Origin of the sequence: Antarctobacter aquimaris (assembly GCF_900184945.1) — a bacterium.
Classification (GTDB): Bacteria; Pseudomonadota; Alphaproteobacteria; order Rhodobacterales; family Rhodobacteraceae; genus Maliponia; species Maliponia aquimaris.
Map to the genome: position 1 here is coordinate 70,375 of NZ_FXYF01000017.1, position 21,959 is coordinate 92,333.

General features: G+C 61.4%; 19 protein-coding genes and 2 pseudogenes. 14 read left to right on the plus strand and 7 right to left on the minus strand.

The window, feature by feature from the left end; translation table 11 throughout:
- Positions 1 to 112 precede the first annotated feature (112 nt).
- The 3 genes from MAA8898_RS22015 to MAA8898_RS22025 all read left to right on the plus strand — a co-directional run bounded on the left by MAA8898_RS22015 (position 113) and on the right by MAA8898_RS22025 (position 2,179).
- A complete protein-coding gene (locus tag MAA8898_RS22015) occupies positions 113 to 328 on the plus strand; it encodes a hypothetical protein (protein WP_094023200.1) in 216 nt (71 codons plus the stop codon).
- Positions 329 to 442: 114 nt separating this feature from the next.
- Positions 443 to 1,099 carry a hypothetical protein gene (locus MAA8898_RS22020; protein WP_245853569.1) on the plus strand — a complete coding sequence of 219 codons (657 nt, stop codon included), beginning with the start codon at positions 443 to 445 and terminating at the stop codon, positions 1,097 to 1,099.
- A 237-nt stretch (positions 1,100 to 1,336) separates the two neighbouring features.
- Entirely contained in the window at positions 1,337 to 2,179 is an 843-nt protein-coding gene (locus MAA8898_RS22025) for a hypothetical protein (protein WP_094023183.1), read from the plus strand.
- 8 nt (positions 2,180 to 2,187) lie between these two features.
- Here MAA8898_RS22025 and MAA8898_RS22030 read toward each other — a convergent pair whose 3' ends face one another.
- Positions 2,188 to 3,240, minus strand: coding sequence for a hypothetical protein (locus tag MAA8898_RS22030; RefSeq protein ID WP_176445275.1), 1,053 nt, complete (start codon positions 3,238 to 3,240; stop codon positions 2,188 to 2,190).
- Between the two features lie 226 nt (positions 3,241 to 3,466).
- Here MAA8898_RS22030 and MAA8898_RS22035 point away from each other — a divergent pair, with 226 nt between their 5' ends.
- From MAA8898_RS22035 to MAA8898_RS22070, 9 genes are all read left to right on the plus strand, one after another.
- The gene (locus tag MAA8898_RS22035; protein ID WP_094023184.1) at positions 3,467 to 4,351 is read left to right on the plus strand and encodes a recombinase family protein; all 885 of its coding nucleotides are present in this window, start codon (positions 3,467 to 3,469) and stop codon (positions 4,349 to 4,351) included.
- Between the two features lie 293 nt (positions 4,352 to 4,644).
- The gene (repA, locus tag MAA8898_RS22040) at positions 4,645 to 5,790 is read left to right on the plus strand and encodes a plasmid partitioning protein RepA (protein ID WP_176445276.1); all 1,146 of its coding nucleotides are present in this window, start codon (positions 4,645 to 4,647) and stop codon (positions 5,788 to 5,790) included.
- Positions 5,780 to 6,709: a ParB/RepB/Spo0J family partition protein gene (locus MAA8898_RS22045; protein ID WP_094023186.1), complete on the plus strand. Its 930-nt coding sequence runs from the start codon at positions 5,780 to 5,782 to the stop codon at positions 6,707 to 6,709. The genes repA and MAA8898_RS22045 overlap by 11 nt, the downstream gene beginning before the upstream one ends.
- Before the next feature lie 203 nt (positions 6,710 to 6,912).
- Complete coding sequence (locus MAA8898_RS22050) at positions 6,913 to 8,025, plus strand: helix-turn-helix domain-containing protein (RefSeq protein ID WP_094023187.1); 1,113 nt, start codon at positions 6,913 to 6,915, stop codon at positions 8,023 to 8,025.
- Positions 8,026 to 8,152: 127 nt separating this feature from the next.
- Positions 8,153 to 10,324, plus strand: coding sequence for a ParB/RepB/Spo0J family partition protein (locus MAA8898_RS22055; RefSeq protein WP_094023188.1), 2,172 nt, complete (start codon positions 8,153 to 8,155; stop codon positions 10,322 to 10,324).
- A 100-nt stretch (positions 10,325 to 10,424) separates the two neighbouring features.
- Positions 10,425 to 10,898, plus strand: coding sequence for a UCP036055 family protein (locus MAA8898_RS22060; protein ID WP_094023189.1), 474 nt, complete (start codon positions 10,425 to 10,427; stop codon positions 10,896 to 10,898).
- Positions 10,899 to 11,287: 389 nt separating this feature from the next.
- A complete protein-coding gene (locus MAA8898_RS26435; protein WP_007803240.1) occupies positions 11,288 to 11,452 on the plus strand; it encodes a hypothetical protein in 165 nt (54 codons plus the stop codon).
- Between the two features lie 134 nt (positions 11,453 to 11,586).
- A complete protein-coding gene (locus tag MAA8898_RS22065; RefSeq protein ID WP_094023190.1) occupies positions 11,587 to 13,536 on the plus strand; it encodes a TIR domain-containing protein in 1,950 nt (649 codons plus the stop codon).
- Entirely contained in the window at positions 13,533 to 15,089 is a 1,557-nt protein-coding gene (locus MAA8898_RS22070) for an argonaute/piwi family protein (protein ID WP_094023191.1), read from the plus strand. The genes MAA8898_RS22065 and MAA8898_RS22070 overlap by 4 nt, the downstream gene beginning before the upstream one ends.
- Positions 15,090 to 15,179: 90 nt before the next feature.
- Here MAA8898_RS22070 and MAA8898_RS22075 read toward each other — a convergent pair whose 3' ends face one another.
- Positions 15,180 to 15,500, minus strand: coding sequence for an H-NS histone family protein (locus MAA8898_RS22075; RefSeq protein ID WP_094023192.1), 321 nt, complete (start codon positions 15,498 to 15,500; stop codon positions 15,180 to 15,182).
- A 430-nt stretch (positions 15,501 to 15,930) separates the two neighbouring features.
- Between MAA8898_RS22075 and MAA8898_RS22080 the strand changes: the two genes are divergently transcribed.
- A complete protein-coding gene (locus tag MAA8898_RS22080) occupies positions 15,931 to 16,335 on the plus strand; it encodes a single-stranded DNA-binding protein (protein WP_090271194.1) in 405 nt (134 codons plus the stop codon).
- Between the two features lie 74 nt (positions 16,336 to 16,409).
- On the opposite strand, the gene MAA8898_RS25970 is transcribed toward MAA8898_RS22080, so the two are convergent.
- A complete protein-coding gene (locus tag MAA8898_RS25970) occupies positions 16,410 to 17,723 on the minus strand; it encodes a DUF5623 domain-containing protein (protein ID WP_141194918.1) in 1,314 nt (437 codons plus the stop codon).
- Between the two features lie 279 nt (positions 17,724 to 18,002).
- On the opposite strand from MAA8898_RS25970, the pseudogene MAA8898_RS22085 reads away from it, so the two are divergent.
- Positions 18,003 to 18,407 (plus strand): annotated as a pseudogene (locus MAA8898_RS22085) (DUF932 domain-containing protein); the annotation flags it as partial.
- Positions 18,408 to 18,414: 7 nt separating this feature from the next.
- Here MAA8898_RS22085 and tnpC read toward each other — a convergent pair.
- The 4 genes and pseudogenes from tnpC to MAA8898_RS22105 all read right to left on the minus strand — a co-directional run.
- Positions 18,415 to 19,923, minus strand: a complete 1,509-nt coding sequence (gene tnpC / locus MAA8898_RS22090; RefSeq protein ID WP_094023117.1) for an IS66 family transposase — start codon at positions 19,921 to 19,923, stop codon at positions 18,415 to 18,417.
- Positions 19,924 to 19,982: 59 nt separating this feature from the next.
- Entirely contained in the window at positions 19,983 to 20,330 is a 348-nt protein-coding gene (gene tnpB, locus MAA8898_RS22095) for an IS66 family insertion sequence element accessory protein TnpB (RefSeq protein ID WP_094023118.1), read from the minus strand.
- Entirely contained in the window at positions 20,327 to 20,692 is a 366-nt protein-coding gene (tnpA, locus tag MAA8898_RS22100; RefSeq protein WP_094023119.1) for an IS66-like element accessory protein TnpA, read from the minus strand. The genes tnpB and tnpA overlap by 4 nt, the downstream gene beginning before the upstream one ends.
- A gap of 241 nt (positions 20,693 to 20,933) precedes the next feature.
- Positions 20,934 to 21,959: pseudogene (locus MAA8898_RS22105) on the minus strand (IS3 family transposase); the annotation flags it as partial.

The following is a 21,959-nucleotide window of genomic DNA, read 5'->3' on the forward strand; positions in this document are numbered from 1 at the left end:
ATCACACAAATCCACCGATTCACACCAGCAAAGGAGTTTTGCCCTGCGCATGTTTTGTGTCGGACGAACCAACCTGCCCGGTTTGGTGGCAATCTTCGTGCTGAGCGGTCAGATGGCAAGCGCCTGCATCGCGCCGGACCGGCCCTTCCTGCCCGAAAACCCAGAAGACGTGCGCGAGTATGCCGAACTGCTGCGGGCCGACTTCGAGGGATACATCGCCGACATCCAGGAGTATTTCCGCTGCCTCGACGCCGAGCGCCAGCGCGCCTTCCTCGAGGCGCAGGAGGTCAGCCGCGACTACGGACGACTGGTCGAGATCCTCGAGTGAGGACCCGCATGCTTGCTGGTCACCGCTTCAGACATTGAGCGTCACAAATAAATCTGATTGCCGTCATGCGTGTTGTATTGTATTCGACCGCACAGTTTTGTGGAGAGTCGATACATGAGACGCAAGATCCTGCGGCTGGCGATGGCCGCGACATTGACGCTTTCGGGACAGGTTCCGTTGGCGACCCCGGCGAGCGCCTACCAAGTGGACTGCGCCATCCTGCTCTGCCTCGCGGGCGGCTGGCCGGCCTCGGCGCCATGCGCCCATGCCCGCGCGGTGTTCATCCGCCGGATCACCCCCTGGCCCATCGAACCGCCGCTCCAGATCTGGCGCTGTCCCATGGGGGCGTCGTTCTCGCCGATCGAGGCCCCCGGACCGGCCGAGCGCCTGTTCGATGCCGCCTTCCAGGCCACCCTGCCCCGGCAGTCCTTCCCGGAGAATGCGCCGGTCGTCGAGATCCAGGCCACGGACGGGGCGGACGTCGACATCTCGGGCGACGCCTTCGATTTCGTGCGTAGCATCCGCGTCTATCACATCCAGTACCGCCAGCACGAAAACCGCGACGGCGACTGCAACCGCACCGACTCGACGCGGCTCGGATCCTACGGCGTGCAGGGAGACTATCGCTGGACCCCGTCCAGCACGGCCCAGGTCCCGGCTGCGTCGCAACTGAGAATCCCGAACGGATGCGGCAGCTATTTCTACCGCTCGGTCTTCGTCGATTGGCGTGACCACGCCGGAAACTACGGCTCCGAAGAAGTCCGGTACTGACCATTTCCCGGCCCGGGTCACCCCGGGTCTGATCATCCATTTGCACCGGAGGCTGTGCATCCCAGACCCAGAAAAGAGAACGACGCCAGACCGATAGTCCGACGCCGCGCCCGATTACTCACTGTGCCCGAGTTTTCTAGCCGATCGCCCGGAGACCTGCAACCAGCAAAGTTGTTTTGCTGGCAGGAATGTTGTTGCCTCACGATCTGACGTCGTTCCTCGAAAGAGACGACATTCATGGACCTTACGACCGGCTCAATCCTGCGGCAGATCCTCCGATGCGATCTGTCCGTTTCCGCGCACAAGCTCGCGACGATCATCCTCGACGGCATCGCCTGGAAGGATGGCTACAACGGGCTCGATCGCGGCACCGCTGCTTTCACGCTGTCCACGCTTTCCGATATCATGGGTGTGACCCGCCAGCATCTCACGACCCTGCTTGCCGAGCTCGCGGCGTCGGAGCTTCGCGTTGAGCGCTGGAAGCCCAACGGCAAGTTCGCGCCGTGGCTCTTTCGCTTTGGCTGCGTCGCCGACGAGTCGCCACAGCATCTGGCGTCAACTGGGGGCGACACATCACTATCTAGAGACTCCAATAACAAAACTATCTTCTCCGGGAAGATTGAGATCGCCCCCGGCTCGAACGTCCATCGCACCACCTGGGCGGCGCTCATCAAGACGGCGAAAGCCGCACTGCCCTGCTGGAACGTTGACACACAAGCGATCTGGGATCGCTTCATGGCCTTCAACGACGCCCGCGGAAACACCTGCGTTCCAGCGGGGTTCCTTCTGGGTTTCATGCGCCGCTGGCAGACATCGGTTGGACGACCGCCGGCAACGCCGGGATCCGTCAGTTGCCCCAAATCTGATGCAGGGAGTGCCGAGACCGAGCTGCTGCGTCTGACGCGCTCTGCGCCGGTTGGAAACCGTCAGTTTCATGCCGCCGACCTGCAGCGCAGCATCGGACTCGGGGCCTACAAGGACCGGGTCAAGGCCATGGTCGAACGGTTTGGATGCGGGGAGTTTGCGGCGATGCTCGCGGTCCACGGTGAAGCCGCACGCCGTGGTGAGATCAGTCCATGAGCAGCGGTTCAGACCGAGGCCCGCCACACCCTGAATCTCCCCTGCCCGGTCACTTCCTGCACAAGGCCTTCCGCTTCCAACCAGGCGAGGTTCCTCTGAATGGCTGCGCGACTGGCGCCCGTGAGTTCCTCGGCCATGGGCGCGGTCACGAGTGGCCAATCGCGCAGGACAGAGATCAGGCGCGGCGGGGTGCGTCCCGACAAACGCGAGGAGCGCGCGATTGCGCGGGCTTCCCATGCCTCCAGTTGATCGATCTGTCGCATCGACCCGATGATCCCTTGCTCGGCCGCCTTGAGCCACCTTCCCAGCCGCTCCTCGGGATCGGCTCCGCGCAACCCCCCTGCCCCGCCGATCTGCAACGGCGCGAACAAGGCCCCGCCCTGCCCTTCAGCCCCCGACAGCCTTGCCGCGACGACCGCTCCCTCGAGGACATCGCCCTCCGGGCCGATCCCGGTCAATGGCCACAGGTGAAATGCGAAACACGCCCTCACCAAGGGGTGCAGACTGGACGTCAGGCCCATGACCGCGTTCCAGGCCGCGACTTTCTCCGTGAGCGGTTCGACGCCCTCCACCTCGTGCCGACCCAGAAAGCTCGCGAAGTCCGGTTCCGGTCCAGGACCTCCTGAAAGCCGCCGGAACGTCCAAGCTGCACGCTGGAGATCAGTGGTGTCCTCATCTGTCGCGCCCAGGCGCATCGCCTGCCAAAGCCCCAGGCGATCGACCGATACCCGGTCGCCTGACATCCAACTGAACTCGGAAGACGCCAGGAGGGCCAGCCGATGCCGCCACCCCTCAGGCCCGCGGGCCAAACGGTCATCCAGGGCTCCGAACCGGGCAGCCACGCGCGCCAACCGCAGGGCCTGAGATGCCTGGGCGGCTTGCCAGTCCGCGACCAGCGCTCGTTCATCGGGCTCCGCCCTCGGCAGCGGCGGCAGGAAGTCGGGTTCGTCTTCAGGCGGCCCCGGCAGGAACCAGAGGTCTTCTTCCGACGGCGCGCCGTCATACGGCCCCTCGGTGTCATCCTCCAATTCCTCTGGTAAGACGGACTGTTGCGATTTCATATGTGCAAAATATGGTGCTTTTGCACAGCACCCAAGCGAAATCTTGGGGTGTCGCCTATGACTCTATATTGAAGGCAACCGCGCCACCTTATCTGCGTGCTTTCGTGGCGCTCGGCACAAGGAAACCAAGGGATTTCCAACGAGCGCGCCCACAGGGACCACTCTTGCATTCGTTTACAAACGGTCGTTTATTTATGATACCTTAAACTGCAAACGGCCTGTTTTGATGCCCCTGATCGGCTACGCGCGCGTCTCGACCGAGGATCAGACCCCCCTGCCCCAGTCGCAGGCCCTGAAATCTGCGGGCTGCGTCGAGATCCACGAGGAGCAGGCCTCGGGCGGAAACCGCGCGCGGCCGGTGCTGGCCCGCGTGCTGGAACGGATCGGCAAAGGCGACACGCTGGTCGTCGTGCGGATCGACCGCCTGGCGCGGTCTCTGTCGCACCTGCTGGAGGTGATCGAGCGGCTGGAGGCCAAGGGCGCTTTCTTCCGCTCGCTGACCGATCCGATCGACACGTCCTCACCGCAGGGCAAGTTCACCCTGCAAGTCCTGGGCGCCGCGGCGGAGTTCGAGCGCGCCCTGATCCGCGAACGGACCAAGGCAGGGTTGGCCAGCGCGCGAACGAAAGGCCGGATCGGCGGCAATCCGGGCTTGCGCGCCCGCGATCCCGCGGCGCTGCGCAAGGTGCAGCTGGCGCGGCAAGACGGCTACATGGAGCGGCTGAACGAGACGGCGCAGGACTGGGTGCCCCATGTCCGCCGCCTGCGGCCCGAGATGGCCTGGGAGGACGTGCTGCGGATCATCAACGGTCCCCTGCCCCGCGAGCGACATTGGACGCAAAGCCGCCTGCTGCGCGCCGTGAATGCCTATGTGCGCGACGGCTTCCTGCCCGAAACCGTGCTGGGCCGTGCCGGTCGACGCGAAACCGACGACCGCCTGCCCGCCATCGTCGCCGCAATCAAGGGCGCGGATCCCGACATCACGCTTCAGGCGATCTGCACCCGGTTGGAAGCAATGCGTGAGCGCACGCCCCGTGGGCGGACAAGCTGGCAGCCGTCATCCGTGAAGATGCTGCTGGAACGAGCCGAGAGGCTGGGGTTGCTTGAGTGAAGTTGCGGGAATCGACCGCGCGATTCTGAACATCGTCGTTACGTAGGCGTCCACAATACATGTTGTGGCCACGACATCACGGGCCACGAACTGTTGAAGTGACCTGCGAACAGGGCCACCCAACACACTGATACATAATGATTTTCTTTCGTCAGAAATCAGCCCCTTCAACGCGCATACGCCGCTCAACGGTTTGGGCTGGATTTACTCACCAAAACTGTTAAGGTCTACAAAACAATAAAGACTTGAGGACAGTGATGAGCGGGATACGGGCCTCTCAAAGATTCGACGTCATGTCCAAGCGGCTTGGCAGCCGGTTGCGTGAACATGCGCAGGAAACCTTCCCACCGGATGCCCAGAAGGGTCTCCGTCGCTTCGCGATGCGGGAAGCGGCTGATCTCCTTCGGATCAACCAGAACACCTTCCGCCACCATGTGTCAAACCTTGACGGCTTTCCCGAAGGCATCCTTGAGGGTGGCAACCGCCGCAGCTTCTCTGCCGAAGAAATGGTCGAGGCCCAACGCGTCCTTCTTGAGACGGGCAGGATCAAGCCCGATGAGCACCCTCACAGAAGAGCCGGCGAACCGTGCCAGGTCGTGACAATCTTCAACCTGAAGGGCGGGTCCGCAAAAACGTCGACGGTCGCTCATGTTGGTCAGCTACTGGGCCTTCGCGGCTATCGGGTCCTGCTTATCGACCTCGACAGCCAGGCAAGTCTGACAAACCTGTTTGGGGTGACTCCTGAACTCGATCCGGACATGCCGACCTCCTACGATCTGATCCGGTCGGAAGGTCCCCTGCCCGCCTCCGAAATCATTCGCAAAACGAACTTCCCGACGGTCGACCTTATCCCCGCCTCCATGGACATCATGGAGTATGAGTTTGAGGTCGCTTTGAGCTTCAGGCACGGAGCCACCACGTTCCACAGCCGGATCCGCGAAGCACTTGAGCCTGTCCTAGACAGATATGACGTGGCGATCTTCGACACCCCGCCGCAGCTGAACTTCTCGGTGATCTCTGCCCTCTTTGCTTCCACCGGAGTCCTGATGCCGCTCAACGCGTCCATGCTTGATGTCATGTCTCTGGCAAGCTTCCTCGGTATGGCAAGCAACCTGATGGGCGTCGTCGAGGCGCATGCTCCCGAACACGGTCTAAACTTCGTGCGGGTGCTGATCACCCGCTACGAGAATACCGATGGTCCACAGGTCCAGATCTCGTCTCTGCTTCGGACGGTCCTTGGCGATGCCGTCCTCCCGGCCGAGTTCCTGAAGTCGACAGCGGTAGGTGATGCCGCCAATACGCAGCAGAGCATCTTTGAGGTCGAACCTCGCGACGTGAACCGCAGAACCTACGAGCGTGCAATCGAGTCCGTTTCGCGCGTGACCGACGAAGTCGAACGCGAAATCCTAAAGGCATGGGGGCGTAGCCATGGCGCGTAAGGTCTTCGGAGATTCCCTCAAGAACGCGATGGGCAATGCCGCGACCGCAGAAGAGGGCGTGGATCTTGATCTGAAACGTACGAGCCCGACAGTCGCTCGTGCGCAGGCATCCGTGCTCGAGGAAGACAAACACGCCACGCGCCTGATCGACCCGAGCGCCGTGCGGATGTCCGCAGTCATGGACCGTATCGATCCGAGCGATGGCCTCGAGGAACTTGTGTCCTCGATCCGGGAGCATGGGCAAAAGGTTCCCATTCTCGTCCGCCGAACCCAAGATGGCGCACTTGAGATCGTCTATGGGCGCCGCAGGCTTCTCGCATGTCGTGAGCTTGGTCAGAAGGTGCGCGCCACGGTCATGGAAATGACCGAAGAGGAAGCACTGATCGCCCAGGGCGTGGAGAACAATGCCCGCCAAGACCCCTCGTTTATCGAGAGGGCTTTGTTCGTCGCCGGCATCATTCGAGAACTTGGGAAAACAGACGAGACGCGCAAGAACGCCCAGACCATCGCCTATCGGGCACTCCAGATCGATGAGTCTCTCGTCTCTCGGATGAACCGTATCGCGACGGGCATTCCGATGGAGCTGATCCAGGCCATCGGACCAGCACATGGCGTTGGTCGGCGGGTCTGGGAGAAGCTTTTCAGGCTGTGCGAGAAGGACGTCTCGAGAGCCAAGGAAGTCGCCAGCGAAATCCCCCGTAGCTTGCCTGGCCCAGAGCGGCTTGACGCAGCGGTTACGCTGCTCACGGCCACCAAGACAACTCCGCCCAAGGCTGAGCCAGGTGAGCGCGTGAAGATCGGCCGCAAAGGCAATCGCATCACTATCGATGTGGACGCTGATCTTGCCCCACGCGTCGAAGAGGCCGTCCGAAAGCTGGTCGGAGAGCTTCTTGACCGCGGTCAAGACGGCCCAAAGTGACGACCCCGTGTCTTGACCGCGGTCAAGACATCAAGAGCAACGAGCAGAAAACGAAAGGAGGAACGGCTAGAAAAGGAAAGACCCCCCGAAAGCGGTGCTTCCGAAGGGCCTCAATCAGTCTCGACACCTGATTGATACCCCCAAAACGAATCGAGTTCAACACCGCTCGCGGTGAACGGGGAAGCTTTTTCTTCCGAAACACGATGAGACATGTCACTCAAGCACGAACCGCCTTGGCGGAACAACCAGCTATTGCCTGCCCTAACCCCTACGAGCTTCTGGGGCCGGTGCGGGTTCTTCGGAAAGACCTGAACCTCACGAGCAACGACGTCACCGTACTGACAGCGCTCATCAGCTTTCTTCCGCGCGATCAGAGCCCAAACTCTGGTGAAACACAGTGCAAGCTGACCATTGTGTTTCCTTCCAACGCCTCCTTATCAGAGCGCGCAAACGGCATTGATGAAAGAACGCTTCGCCGCTGCCTGGGGCGCCTTGATGCTGCGGGACTCATCCAGCGAAAGAGTTCAGCGAACGGGAAACGCTTCCCTCTCCGCTACGGTGGGATCATCAGGGATGCGTTTGGGATCGACTTGGGTCCGCTAATGCAGAGCCACGACGCTCTTGCGGCCAGAGCATCGAAGGTCACGGAAGAGCGTGAACGCCTGCGCTCCCTCAAGGCAGAAGCCCTGGCGCTGCGCGCGTCCCTCCTACAGGACGAACAGCTCCATGACGCACGGCGGGCTTCACTAGAAACGATCCGAAACCTGCTTCGTCGAGCAACCCTGACTGCCGACACAGTCTTGCAAATCATCGCTGGTCTCCGCGAGCTCGGAGCCAACGCCAAGCCGAGCTACGGAGAGTGCCACGATTCAAACACCCGTGCGGACCGAGAGCAATCGCAAGACCAAACCCTCGGACGTGAATGCGCGAGCGAAATGTCCGCCAGGAACGGACAAAATGACCGGCAGATAGAGTCTGTAAAAAAAGAACATAAAAAGAAAGAAACGCACGTGAAGCAGACCAACGCTTTCCAAAGCGTTGGGGCAGCGACCATGAACCGGGACCCTGCAAAAATGGCGTGGACGGACTTTTCACATGTCGCGGACTTCTTCCCAGACCCGCCGCGAACAAGCGAAGCCCTCAACCGGGTTCTCTTCGACATCGGTCGATTGCTTAGAATACGCCAAGAAAAACTGATGCGTGGTCTTCAGAAAGCTGGGGCTGGACGGCTTTTGCTGATCTTGGACTACCTGTTGGGAAAAGGCGAAGCGATCAGGCAGCCCGAGGCATACTTTGAAACGATCATGAAGGCATAGAGCATCCAACTTGCACGTCTTGACCGCGGTCAAGACGGACGAAGAGAGAAAAAGGTTGGGGGTTTGAGGGGTGACGGGAAGTGAGTTCGGGAGAGTGGCTTCCGACGCCCGTCGTGGAGAAGATCTGATGGCGAAAGCAACCCAGAACATCACCCTGTCCCCGTCGCGGGACATCCCCTTCAACAAGCTCGTACTGAGCCAGTCCAATGTGCGACGCATAAAGGCTGGCGTCTCGGTCGAGGAACTGGCCGAGGACATTGCCCGTCGCGGGCTCCTGCAGAGCCTGAACGTCCGGGCCGTTGTCGATGCCGATGGTGTCGAGACGAGCACGTTCGAGATCCCGGCAGGTGGCCGTCGTTTCCAGGCGCTGTCGCTCTTGGTGAAGCAGAGGCGGCTGGCGAAGACCGCACCGATCCCCTGCATCGTGCGGGATGCCGCGTCCGGGATTCTGGCCGAGGATGACTCGCTGGCCGAGAACATGCAGCGTGTGGCCCTGCACCCGCTCGACCAGTTCCGCGCCTTCCAGGCCCTGCGCGAGAAGGGTCAAGGCGAAGAAGTGATCGCGGCGGCGTTCTTCGTCACGCCGCAGATCGTGAAGCAGCGACTGAAGCTTGCGTCCGTGGCCCCTGCCCTGCTCGAGGTCTATGCCGAGGACGGCATGACGCTCGAACAGCTGATGGCCTTCACGGTAAATCCGGATCACGCGCATCAGGTGCAGGTCTGGGACGCAGTGAAGAACTCCTGGAACAAGGAGCCCTATGCCATCCGGCGCATGCTGACGGAAACCTCGGTCCGGGCCTCGGATCGTCGTGCTGTCTTCGTCGGTGTCGATGCCTATGAGGCGGCAGGCGGTGTAGTGTTGCGCGATCTCTTCCAGGGCGATGACGGTGGCTGGCTCGAGGACCCTGCCCTGCTCGACCGGCTGGTCTCCGAGAAGCTTCAGGCCGAAGCCGAGGCGCTGGTCTCGGAGGGCTGGAAGTGGATCGAGGTGGCGACCGACCTGCCCTATGGCTACAGCCACGGCCTGCGGCGTCTGGCCGGTGATCCAGCGCCGATGACCGACGAGGAGAGCGCAGCCCACGCGACGCTCCTCGCCGAGTATCGTGCGCTGGAGGAGCAATACTCCGGCGAGGACGAGTACCCGGAGGAGATCGATGCCCGGCTTGGGCAGCTCGAGATGGCGATGGAGGCGCTCGAACAGCGGCCGCTGAACTACGACCCGGCCGAGGTTGCGCACGCGGGTGTCTTCGTGACGCTGGATCGGGACGGCAGTCTTGCGATCTATCGAGGCTATGTCCGGGCCGAAGACGAGCCGCATGAGGAGACCGCGGTCCAGGATGGTGATGGTGTGGATGTCATGGGGCAGGGGGGTGATGTCGGCGGTTCCGGTTGGAAACCATCGGCGACGCCCGCTGGCGGCACCATCATCACCTCGGGTGGTCAGCCGATCGGTGCGGACCCGTCCGAGGAGGACGACGACGGAGCGCTGAAGCCGTTGCCCGAGCGGCTGGTCATGGAACTGACGGCTCACCGGACCTTGGCTTTGCGCGAGGCCATCGGGCGGTCGCCAGACGTGGCGCTGACGCTCCTGCTCCTGAAGCTGGTGACGGACACTTTCCGCACCTCCTCTGCGACGGGCAGCTGCCTCGAAGCCTCGGTCCGCCATGTCTACATGTCGGCGCAGGCGCCCGATCTGAAGGACAGCGTCGTGGCCAAGTTGGTCGAGGAACGTCACGCTGCTTGGGAAGCTGATCTGCCCCTCGGCGATGATCCGGCGCTCTGGGACTATCTGACCGTGCTCGACGAGGGCAGCCGTCTGGCCCTACTGGCGCATTGCCTCAGCTTCGGGATCAATGCACTCCACGAGAAGGTGAACCCCTATGGGGCGGGCATCTCTGCCAGCGGTCTGACCCGTCGCATGGCTCATGCCGATCTGGTGGCGCGCTCGGTCGATCTCGACATGGTCGAGGCGGGCTGGGAGCCGACGGTCGATGGCTACCTCAACCGCGTTCCCAAGGCCCGGATCCTCGAGGCCGTGCGCGAGGCGAAGGGTGAAGGGACCGCGCAGCTTCTCGATCACCTCAAGAAGGGCGAGATGGCCACCGAGGCCGAGCGGCTCCTCAAGGGCAGCGGCTGGTTGCCCGAGGTCCTGCGCCGGGCCGATCTGGTGGCGCTCGACGGAGAAGGGATCGCAGAAGGGCAGGGGGAGGACGTAGGCCAGCCTGAAGAAATCGATCTCCCAGCCTTCCTGACGGCCGATCTGCCGGACGGCTCCGAGCCGATGATGGCAGCGGAGTGATCTGAGCCATCCGGGGGCGGGGAAACTCGCCCCTATCTCTCATAAAGCACCGCAATATCAATATGATGAATGCGATTTCTCGCATTCGGGATGAGGAATCATGTCTGCAACAACCATCATCAACTCAGCCCCTCTTGGGGCACTGATCCGCTACACCGACGGGAGTCCTAAGCCGCCGGCACGTTTCACAAAGAAGCTCGCGGCCTGGGAGCGCTCGAACGGGGTCGGCCGACTTGTGAAGAAGGAGCCGCCGCGGGTCTATCCGACCTGGACCGCTCCGGCCTCCTTCACGCTGCATGAAGGGAACTTCTCTTCGGACGGGGTGATCCTCGTCACGATCATGCGCAGTCACTCGGCTGACAGTCGACTGATCTTCCAGGTGGCCGAGGAGCCGAAGCCCGGGCAGGTCCGCGTGCTGCTGGATTTCGGTGGCAACACCGAGCTGCTGCATCTGGCGGAATCGATCACCGCGGCCGAACTCTGGATCGCGCGCGAGGGCTATCGCAATGCGCGGCTGGAAGTCGTCGGTGCCGAGGATGGCGATAGGGCAGGGGGCGCGGACCTGGCCGCCTGAGCCCTAACAATGTGTGAGGGGCCCACCGACGGGCGGGCCTCTCACCGATCACAACTTCGTCCCGCGATGACGCGGGGCGCCAAAGGATCCATCCCCCAAGACGGAGGTCATAAACCAAGAGCCTGCCCGGGAGGCTGGCGGCGTTACAAGCATCAGCGGGACAACCGGCTCCTGACGTTGGGGCACCATCCCCCGCTCGCCATTCCCTTCCTTGCCCCGAATCCCGTCTTCGAGATCAACCCGCAAAGGGGTCGGACTACGGGCGAGCCCGTGCCGCCGGGTGGATTCGGACGAGCCGAACGCACCCGGTGATGTCAGCCAGTCTTCGGGCCTGCGGGGTCCTGTCGCGCGGGGGATGGTCCCCCGCCTCCAAGACAGGAGCCAAACAGATGTCCCGCAAAGATGCTCACGCCTTCGCCGCTTCCCTCGCCGCCACGCTCATGGTCTCGATCGTCGTTTTCCAGGCAGGGGATGGAACCTTTGGCGCCGTCCCCGCCGATGAAATCGACGGAGACGAGGTCGTGATCGTCTCGGAATACGATCCCTTCGGGTGAGGCTTCGGCCTCACTTCCCCAGGGCTGAGGCGCAGGAAAGATGCGCCAGCCAGCCGTCAACCGCCTTGGTGATCGGCATGTCTTTGAGGAGAATATTGGGTGTAAACTGGACTCAATGACGATATGTTGTATCTATGCCAGTCGATTTCTCTGCCTTATCGCCCTCTGAGTTCGAGGCGCTTTCAGCCGATCTTATCGGTCGTGCTCTAGGTATTCGCTTTGAGCAATTCGGCGAAGGAGCCGATGGTGGAATAGATGGACGTCACGCACCGCAGGCAGAATGCCTGACTATCCTGCAAGCCAAGAGATACGAAAAGTCTGCGATCGCTGCTTTGAAGAGTGAGATGTCGAAGGAGCGAGCGAAGATCGATCAGTTGGCGCCGGATCGCTACATCCTGGCAACGTCTGTAGCGATGACGCCACAACGGAAGCAGGACCTCATGGAGATATGTGGCCCCGCGGTCCGCTCTCCAGGAAACATCTTTGGGCGCGAAGATCTCGAGGCGCTGCTGCGTGCTCATCCTGACATCGAAGAGGCTCATCCCAAGCTATGGACCCCCGCGAGCGGGCGTACCCTGAAGCGGATGCTTAATGAGACATTGGATGAGCGCGAAGGCCGCGTGAAACCTCCCTCGATCCTTCAAGCGCTGCTTCCGAAGCCAGGTACAGGCAGCAAGGTGGAGGCTGAAGCGGAAGCGCAGAGGGATACTCTGTTCCTCGTCGGAGCACGTCCCGACCACGACCAGTTCATTCTATGGCTTGGTCCAAAGCTCGAAGCGCATGGGTATCGCGTCTTTTCCGAGATCCTGACCCTCGAGCCTGGAGATAGATGGCATAAGGAGATTGGAGTGGCGCTGGAGCACCGCGCTGTGAAGGTGCTGGCGGTGGCGGGCGCGGCCACTCGCGCCAACGAAGACGCTATGGATCTGATCGACCGGGCGAAGACGCTTGCCGCAAGTATAGGTGACGCTCGGTTGATAATCCCGCTACGGATCGAGGAGGGGGCCAAGATTGATGGTCTCCGCGATGCGACGCCTGCCGATTTCACGAGCGGCTGGGCGGAAGGGCTTTCGAAGCTTCTCGAGACGCTGCGCCGCCAACGAGTGACGTGCCGTCGTGAGAACATCACGGTCGCAGCCCAATGGGACAGCTTCCGAAAGCGTGGTGCTGTTCCGCTGGTGCACGAGCCAGAATCCTTGGTCTCGAATTGGATTCAGATCTTGGAAATGCCCGATGAACTCCACTTTTACGAGGCGACGGGAGCGGTCCAAACCGGCGTCCTTAAGAGACGGGTGCAAGGGCTGTCGTTTCCCGCCGTCGCGTATGAGCGAGGCGTGATTACTTTCGCAGCGCCGCCCGATGTTGAGGAAAGCTTCGGAGGAGTCGCGAAGTTGCGCCTGCGGACATCTGTGCCGGTTGTGGATGCGATGGATAAAGGAATGCCCGAGATCGGTGTCGCGGGGCGTGATTTGTCGAACATGCTCACGGGCCTGCTGCGTGATGGATGGGAACGGCACTGCAGGAAGATCGGAATGGTCGCCTACGCGTATTCCAACGGCGATGGTTTCCATGTGTCCCCGACTCAAGTTGGGATTGGTGAACGGGTACCTTGGGGCCGGCAAGGCGAGCGCAGGTCGTCGATGCTGCGCAACATCGCCCGAAAGCATGTCTGGTCATATGGTGTAACAGCGATTCCTCGGAACTGGCCTTTCTGGCACTTCCGCCTGAAGGCGCGCGTCCTTTTCGCGGAGGACAACGATACGGAGCAGGGCGAACGCATAGATGACCCGAAGAAGATGCACCGCCTTCGCAGATCGGTCTGCAAGGGGTGGCGCAACAAGCAATGGCATGGGCGGCTTCTGGCATTCCTTCAGATCATGTCGGGCGACTCAGCCTACATTCGGGTTTCGCTTGCTCCGGGCCAAGACATGCTTCTTTCCTCTGAGCCCCTTCTCTTCACGTCGCCAGTTAGTACAGCTCTTCCTGACGTGGCCGACCCAGATGCTGAGGAGCAGGACGAAAGCACGCTCGGGCGGCCAGCGGCTGACGGCGAAGATGCCGAGGCCGAAGGAGACGGTAAATGAGGTTTCCCGAGGCAAGCTTGATCGTAGATCACTTGGACGAGCCAGAACTCGACTTCCGCCATGACCAGAGGAGCCACCACCCAAAGGATGGCCTGTTTCTCTATGGACCGCATGACGGCCCACGGACGCCTAGAGAGGTTCGAATTGGGGTTGTCGGAACGTCGGATGGGATCAGCCACTTCCGCTCTTGGAGCCGACGGCTGCTTTCGGGGATGCCGGTGCCGCCTCCCGGGCCGACGGAGAAGAAGGACCGTCTTCATCTCGCGGACTTCGCCGGGCTCGAAGAGACATTCGGCGTTACGTTCGATCCAGATCGGCTCAGGGCCCTGACGGTCGAGTTCGACGCCATTGAGCGCGCGACGAGAGTGCAGAACATGCACGAGGCCGTCGATGCGGTCGCCCGTATCTACACTGAGCGCGTCCACAAATTCAGGCGCAACGAAGAGGGATCGATCGACGTATGGATATTCGTCGTGCCCGAGATAGTGTACGAGCGATGCCGTCCGGAATCGAGGCGGACCGGTTTGACTCTCGTTGCCGGGAAAACGCCCAAGAAGCAGCGCGCAAGGTCAGCCCAGTCGTTCCTTTTCATGGACGAACGGTTTGATCCGCGCATCGAGGATGTGTTTGACGACATTCCCGACTTCCGTAGGCACATTAAGGCGACCTTGCTCTCGATCGCGCCATCTCAGATCCTGCGCGAGTCGACCCTCGAGCCGACATCGTTCACCAACAGTGCGGGCTATCCCAAGCGAACCACCCAAGACCCGGCGACCGTCGCGTGGAACATCGCGACGGGGCTTTACTACAAGACTCAGGACCGACCGCCCTGGAGGCTGTCGAACGTGCGCGAAGGGGTATGCTACATCGGGATGGTCTACAAAAACCTCCCGAACAACCGCGACAACCACGTCTGCTGCGCGGCGCAGATGTTTTTGAGTGAGGGCGATGGTGTGGTGTTCCGCGGCGCGAATGGCCCTTGGAAGACAGGCGAGTACGAGTACCATCTAAATGCTGACGCCGCGGAAGAGCTTCTAGGGACTGTGATCGAAGCGTATCGGGAGCTGCATTCCGAACCTCCCAAAGAGCTCTTCATACATGGGCAGGCGTCATTCAACGACGAGGAGTGGAATGCCTTCTGTCGCGCGGCGCCGAAGGGAACGAATGTCGTCGGCGTTCGGATCAAGCCAACGGGTGGTGACGCAAAGCTCTTCCGTGCTGGCGACTACCCTGTGATCAGGGGAACGGCCCTAAACTTAGACGAGCAGAACGCCTACCTTTGGACGAGCGGCTACGTCCCACAGCTGGATACGTATATCGGGCCTGAAACACCCAACCCGCTTATGGTGACGATCTTGCGCTCAAAGCATCGTCAACCAGAGATGCGGACGGTTCTTGCTGACATCATGGGACTGACAAAGATTAACTACAACTCGTGTAACTTCAACGACGGGCTACCGGTAACGGTTCGCTTCGCGAAGATGGTCGGCGACATCCTTGTGATGGGTTCGGCGCGGGAGGGCGGACCGCAGCCATTCAAATTCTATATCTAGCAAGGCTTTATTCGGATGCTTGGCTGAGCTTTGTAGTGGCAGCTGCTCTTCCCCTAATGTTGAACACAAAGCATTGGAGGAAGAGCAGCATCAGCTTATGGCCAGGTCGCTTGTAGTTTTCCCAGCCTCCAACGCTTCCACAAACCACTGCGGTTTACGCCCCCGGCCGGACCAGGTGAGCGCCGGGTTCTCAGGATGCCGGTATTTCGCCGTGACAGGCGAGCGCGTGGTTTTCGTCTCCGTGCCGACAAGTTCGGCCAGGGAGTAGCCGAGGTCTCGAGCCAAAGCTTCCACCTTGGCGCGGGCTTCCGCCTTCTGACGATCCTCGAATGTGGAAATCGCCTTGGCGACGTCCTTCTGCATTTTCTTCAGCTCGCCGAGCGACAGTGCCTCGAGATCGTAATCAGCCATTGATGCGGTCCATGTCCTGAATGTCCCGGTATCGATAGCCCGTCGTGGCAGGGTGCCGCAACTCCCGGAAGGCAAGGTCAGGGGTGGCAAGGCTGGTGATCGCCGTTTCCGCCGCCAGTGAGGTGCTGAACTGGGGGTCAGGCTTTTCCGATTGGCAAGGAGACATGGTCCGGCATGGGCTCCTCGCGCATCTCTGGCTTCTGGGCCATCCCTTCGACTGACAATCCCCTAATCCCGTTCGGGCTCCTGCGAGCAACCCCGCGTCAGTCCGGGCCGTGTTGGCCGCCTTTGGCGTACTGCCCGCTCCACCCCGGTCCTTTGGGGGTTTCCGGCGTCCGTTCCGGCCACCGTGCACGCGTCACCCGACGGGCTTCTTCCGGGTCTTGTCGAAGGGACGGTCCCGAAGACAGGACACAGAAGGAAGCTTACCATGCAGAACATCGTCATCCTCGCCGGCAACATCGGTCAGACCCCCGAAGTCCGCACCACCCAAGGCGGCACCAAGATCACCAACTTCAGCCTCGCCACCTCCCGCCCCCGCCTCTCGGAAGGTCGCGTGCTGCGCGACGAGAACGGCTACCGGGTCATGGACACCGAATGGCACCGCATCACCTGCTTCAACGGTCTCGGCAAGACGGTCGCGGAGCATTGCGAAAAGGGCATGAAGGTCCTCGTCCACGGCCGCATCCACTACACCAAGTGGATCGACAGCATGGGGAACGACCGCTACGGCTGCGAGATCATCGCCGAGAAGGTCGACTTCCTCAGCCGCCCGAAGTCGGCCGAGAACGAAAACCCCGAGCTGGTCGACCGCGACGACGAGATCCCGTTCTGAAGAACGGGGTCTCCCCCCTCGGGCCCGGCGGGGAAACTCGCCGGGTATTCGCGTGACAAATCCGGCGCCAACAGCTACCGTGGTGCTTTGGCAGCGCTCTCTATCATTGCGATCGATACATCAATCCGCCGCAATTGCTGACGAAGTGGCGCGCAGTTCGGATAGGCTACGGCCAACTTCTTCCTTAGTATGTGTAGTGACGCGACGACATCGGCTGAGGACCTGAGCGTCTCCTGATGCGACTTGTCTGCATCGATCTCGCGATAGTACACCTCGAAAAATTCAGGGCCTTCAAGCTGGCCGCGACCTATTTCGAGACCCAGCCAATCCTCCAGATCCGAGCGTAGCGAACTCATCCGTGAACAAGCGCCATATGGCGAAAATTCTGATCGCAGTACTCCCTTGATAATTCGTCCCGCCTCAATGTGTCCCTCTATTCCAAGCTCACCTATAGGGCGGCGTCTGGACGTTCCAGGATTGAAATTGTACGGAACAGTTGTCTTGCTCGCCGATGGATAGATCATTCCTTTGCATCGCGCACGACGTCTGTCTTGCGCTGTCTCTGCCATGGGGCTGCAGAAAGTGTCCCATGATGAAGACGACTCACCATCCCAATTCTCAGCGACAAGCGGGATTGGAATATCATTGATCCGTTTGACGATGCTTTCGATATCAGAGCCGTACCGGCTATCGGCAGCAACATAGAGATCGCAGTCGTAAGGGCGGTACATGCCTGGCCACGATGTTTTTTCTATCTGCCAACCGTTGCGCTTCGCCCAAGCGGTGCGCTCGTTTTCGTCCGGCGCACCCGAGTAGGGCTCGTCGATCAGAAAATATTGCCCGGTATTAGAGTCAAACCAATCTGTCGAATGGTCAAGATTTGGAAGCTTTTCATTGTTGTGACCGCGAGTGTCCAATTTCCGCGGATCACGGCTTGGACGCAGTCCTGTGTACTCCATAAATCGAAGAGAGCGTTCTGCGGTACAGATCCCTTCCCGAGCATATTCCTGCGAAGGGGCAATGCTGTCGCAAACGAAGTGATCATCGGCAACCATACGAAGGTTCCCGAAACCGCGAACGTATTTTAGAGACTTTTTAGTACAGATCTCATGGATTGGCTTGCTGAGGTCAATCTTTAGCGTTTCTCTGCCACATTGGTGGCGCCGGTCCTTATCGCTCCAATAAATCGTCAACAGCACATAATGGATTTCTGGACGATTTCCGGTTCTTGGCAATGAGCGAAGCGCATGACGAAAATTCGCCTTGCCCGCAGCCATTGATGCCTGATCGAGAGCATCGGAATATTTGATCCCGTGCTGCTTCTTCAGCTGTGAGGCAAGTCGTTTTACGCCAGCGACCGTGCTTGGACGGATTTCAGATATCAACATAGCAGTCTCCGAGCTTGATCATCGAGCGTCACTCGCCAACCGCCCATCAAGCCTGAATGCTTGTTGATGGGGTTCGTAGAAGATCTTCAAGCAATGCTGCCAGCAGCTTCGGAACGGCGAGTGCCATGCTCATGCCCAGAGCATGGTTAATATAACTTGAGCCGCACCTTATTTCAACAGGGTCGCCGCGCCTCTTCAGAGTGAGAGGAGTGCCGGTTTCTCGGTGACGGGTTGAGGGTTGGGAGAGTGGCTCCCGGCGCCTGTCACGGGAGATAGCCGATGGGTGTTGTGGAAGTTCTGGATCCGGTCGCACCGACGCGGTCGGGTGGCTGGAAAGTGGATGTGAGCCGGGGTGAGCGGAGCGGGCGAGTGTCGTCCGAATGGTTCAACCGGCCGGATGACGAGCGGTATCTGTCGCTCGATGACCTCTGGGCCAATGTGAAGGGTCGGTCCGAGCGCAGCCGCAGTCGCGTGGTGCAGACTGCGGACATCCGCGTCGAGGCGGCGCGCGACAACCCCGAGCGGTTGCACCTGATGCTGCCGAACGCGCAAGAGCCTGTCGCGCCCACACATTGGGCCTTCGGCCAGCTCGCCAGCATCGTCGGCGCGCCTACCTCCTACCTGCGGCAGCTGCCCGCGCCGCTGGCGGGTATCAACCTGCAATACGGTCTGACCAACCGTAAGCGTCCGGTCAAGCCGCGTGGTTTGACCAGTTCCACGGCAGGAGATCATCCACGCGGGTGATCTTGTAGTCTGGGATGCGGGCCAGCGTATCGGCGAGCCATCCTTGTGGGTCCACACCGTTCAGTTTGGCGGTCTCGATCAAGGTGTATGCGATGGCGGCGGCTTTGCCGCCGGTCTGTGAGCCGACGAACAGGTAGTTCTTCCGCCCGACAGCCACGGATCGCATGGCGCGCTCGGCCGTGTTGTTGTCGAGTTCGAGGCAGCCGTGGTCGAGATAGGGTCGAAGCCGCTTCATGCGCGTCAGGCCATATCGGATCGCCATCGCCAGCGGCGATTTGCCGGAGATGGTCGGCAGTTGGTCGTGCAGCCAGCTCTCCAACTCGTCGAAGATCGGCGCCGCTTTCGCCTGGCGGATCTCGACCCGGCGATCGGGCGGCGAACCCCGCGCCTCCTTTTCGACGGCATAGAGTTGCGCGATGCGCCGGATGGCCTCGTCGGCGATGGCCGATCCCTGGGCCCTGTGGACATCGACGAACTTGCGCCGAACGTGTGCCATACAGGCGACTTCGCGAATGTCGCTGGAGCGGTAGATGTCCTCGAACCCGGCGTAGCCATCAGCATGCATCCAGCCTCGGTAACCTGCGAGATGATCCTTCGGATGCTGGCCTTTGCGATCTGGCGAGAACCGATACCAGCTGGCGGGCGGGGCATCGCCATTCCATGGCCGCTCGTCCCGCCCGTATGTCCACAGCCGCGCCGTTGCGGTCTTTCCGGTGACGGGCGCCAGCATCTTCACCGGGGTGTCGTCCGCGAAGATCGCCCGGCCGGCCAGCACGTGTCGGCCGATGGCATCTGCAAGCGGTTCCAGCAGCGCGGTGGACTTGCCGACCCAGTCGGCCAGCGTCGAACGGTCGAGGTCGAGCCCCTCGCGCTCGAAGATCTGGCTCTGGCGATAGAGCGGCAGATGGTCAGCGTATTTGGAGACCAGGACATGGGCCAGTAGACCAGGGCCGGGACGACCGCGCTCGATCGGGCGGGATGGCAAGGGAGCCTGTGTGAATGCCTCGCAGCCGGAACAGGCCATGCGGGGACGGACGATCCGGTTCACGATAAACCGGCCGGGCACATACTCCAACTCTTCGGTCACATCCTCACCCAGGCGTCGCAGCGTCCCACCGCAGCGAGCACAGTCCTCGTCGCCGGTCGTCAGCTCGATCTCCTGGCGCGGGATATGATCGGGGATGGGACGACGCTTCGGCTTGTCCTTCTCCTCTTCGTCCGGCAGACGCAGCTTCGCGGTCATCTTGGCGACGGCGATCTCGCTGGCTTCCAGAGCCAGCTGAAGCTGCTCGATGGTCTCCGACGACGTGCCAAACCTATGGCTGCGGTGACCGGCGAGCTGGTGGCGAAGCTTCTCGATCAGCATCGCCTGCGACTTCACTTCGGCCAGCAAAAGCGCCGTGAACCGCCGCAATTCCTCGGGGTCTTCGGGCAGGGATTTGGCCACGTCCAGCATGGCCAATCATAGCAAAAGAAGGGTGAGACAGGAATCCCGAACGTGCTATCGCGCCCGGCTTATCCCGCCTTGAGCGGCGTCCAGCTGCGCCGCGGCAGGCGCCAGTCGATCCCCTCCAGCAGCATCGCCAGTTGCGCCGGTGTCAGCGCGATCTTGCCCTCCTTCGCGGACGGCCACACGAACCGGCCCTTCTCCAGGCGCTTCGAGAACAGGCATGCGCCTTGGCCGTCCCACCAGATGATCTTGATCAGATCACCGCGTCGGCCCCGGAAGACGAACATGTGTCCGGCGAACGGGTCCTGCTTCAGCACCATCTCCGCCTGAGCCGCGAGGGTCGTGAACCCGCGCCGCATGTCGGTCACGCCTGCCGCCAGCCACACGCGGGTGTTCGCCGGGACCGGGATCATCCGGAAAGGCCCCGGATCAGCCGGGCCAGCGCCTCGGGATCGTAGGCTCCGCTGATCCGCAGCCGGTGGCCACCCGCTGTATCGATCTCGATCGTGCCTGACGCAGGAGCGGGATCGGCGACGGCTTTGTCATCGTCGTGCATGGGCCGATTGACGATCTCGACGGGAAGAAAACACGCCGAATCCGGCTCTGCCGGGGCCCCCGGCGCATAGCGTGGGTCGCGCAACCACTTGAAGATCAGGTTGGCGTTCATCGCGTAGCGCTGCGCCACCCGCGCGACCGACACACCCGGCGCCGTCGTCTGCAAGCAGATCGACCGCTTCTCCTCGTCCGTCCAAAGCCGCTTCGTCCGACGCGCCATCACGCACCCACAGTGTCCACTATCCCATGGTGGACACTATCGATCACCCTCTACGCGCGGCAGAGCAGCGACGCCGGACGCTTACACAAAAAGCGCCCTTCGGGGCGCTTTTTGCGTTCCAGACGACCGGAAATAGCATCCTTCATGTGCAGGAACGACAAGCGACGCCTGCGCGGGCGGTAACCTGACGTCGCCGTCCCACAGAACGCAGACACTGACCTGCCCCCTGTCGGTCCCTCACTCATAACGAGAGTCTGCAGGTGGGATTTGGGTATTCGGCTTCATCGTCTTGCGCAAGCGCGCCAGGCGCGGAGCCTTCAAATTGCTCAAGCGTCCGGCGCGCTTGCTGCGGCGTCTGGTTGGCCAGGGACGAGTGCGGGCGGTCCGTATTGTAGTCGTAGCGCCAGAGCGCCAGCTTTCTCCGTGCGTCGTCCAGGCTGTCGAATATCTCCTCGTTGAGCAACTCGTCCCGCAGGCTGCCGTTGAAGCTTTCGATGAACGCATTCTGCTGGGGCTTACCCGGATCGATGTAGTGCCACGGCACCTCGTTCTCATCGGCCCATTTCAGGATCGCCCGACTGGTGAATTCTGTGCCGTTATCGCTGACAATGCAGCCGGGCTTGCCGTAGACCCGGATAAGGGCGCTGAGCTCCCGGGCAACCCTTGCCCCGGAAAGGCTGGTGTCCGCCACGAGGCACAGGCATTCGCGCGTGCAATCGTCGATCACAGCGAGGATCCGGAACTTCCGCGAGGCACCGAAGCTGTCGGATACAAAGTCCAACGACCAGCGTGCGTTAACGCCCGCAGCCGATGGCATCGGGATCCTTGTGCCACGCGCTCGCTTGCGGCCGCGCCGCCTTTTCACGGACAGCCCTTCCTCGCGGTAGATCCGGTAGAGTTTCTTGTGATTCATGATCATGCCCTTGCGCTCCAACAGGACGCCGATCCGGCGGTAGCCGAACCTGCGCCGTTTGCCGGCGATGTCCTGCATCTCCTTGCGGATTTCGGCACTGTCCTGCGGGCGTTCACGCCGGACCGTCTTGGGATCGACACCGACCAGCCTGCAGGCCCGACGCTGCGAGATGTCATGATCCCGCATCACCCGGAGCGCCGCGTCTCGCCGCTTGGTCAATGTCGTCAGCTCTTTCCCAGCAGGTCTTTCAACACGACGTTGTCCAGCATGGTATCCGCCAACAGGCGCTTGAGCTTGGCGTTCTCGTCCTCGAGGGCTTTCAGCCTGGCGGCCTCGGACACTTCCATGCCGCCA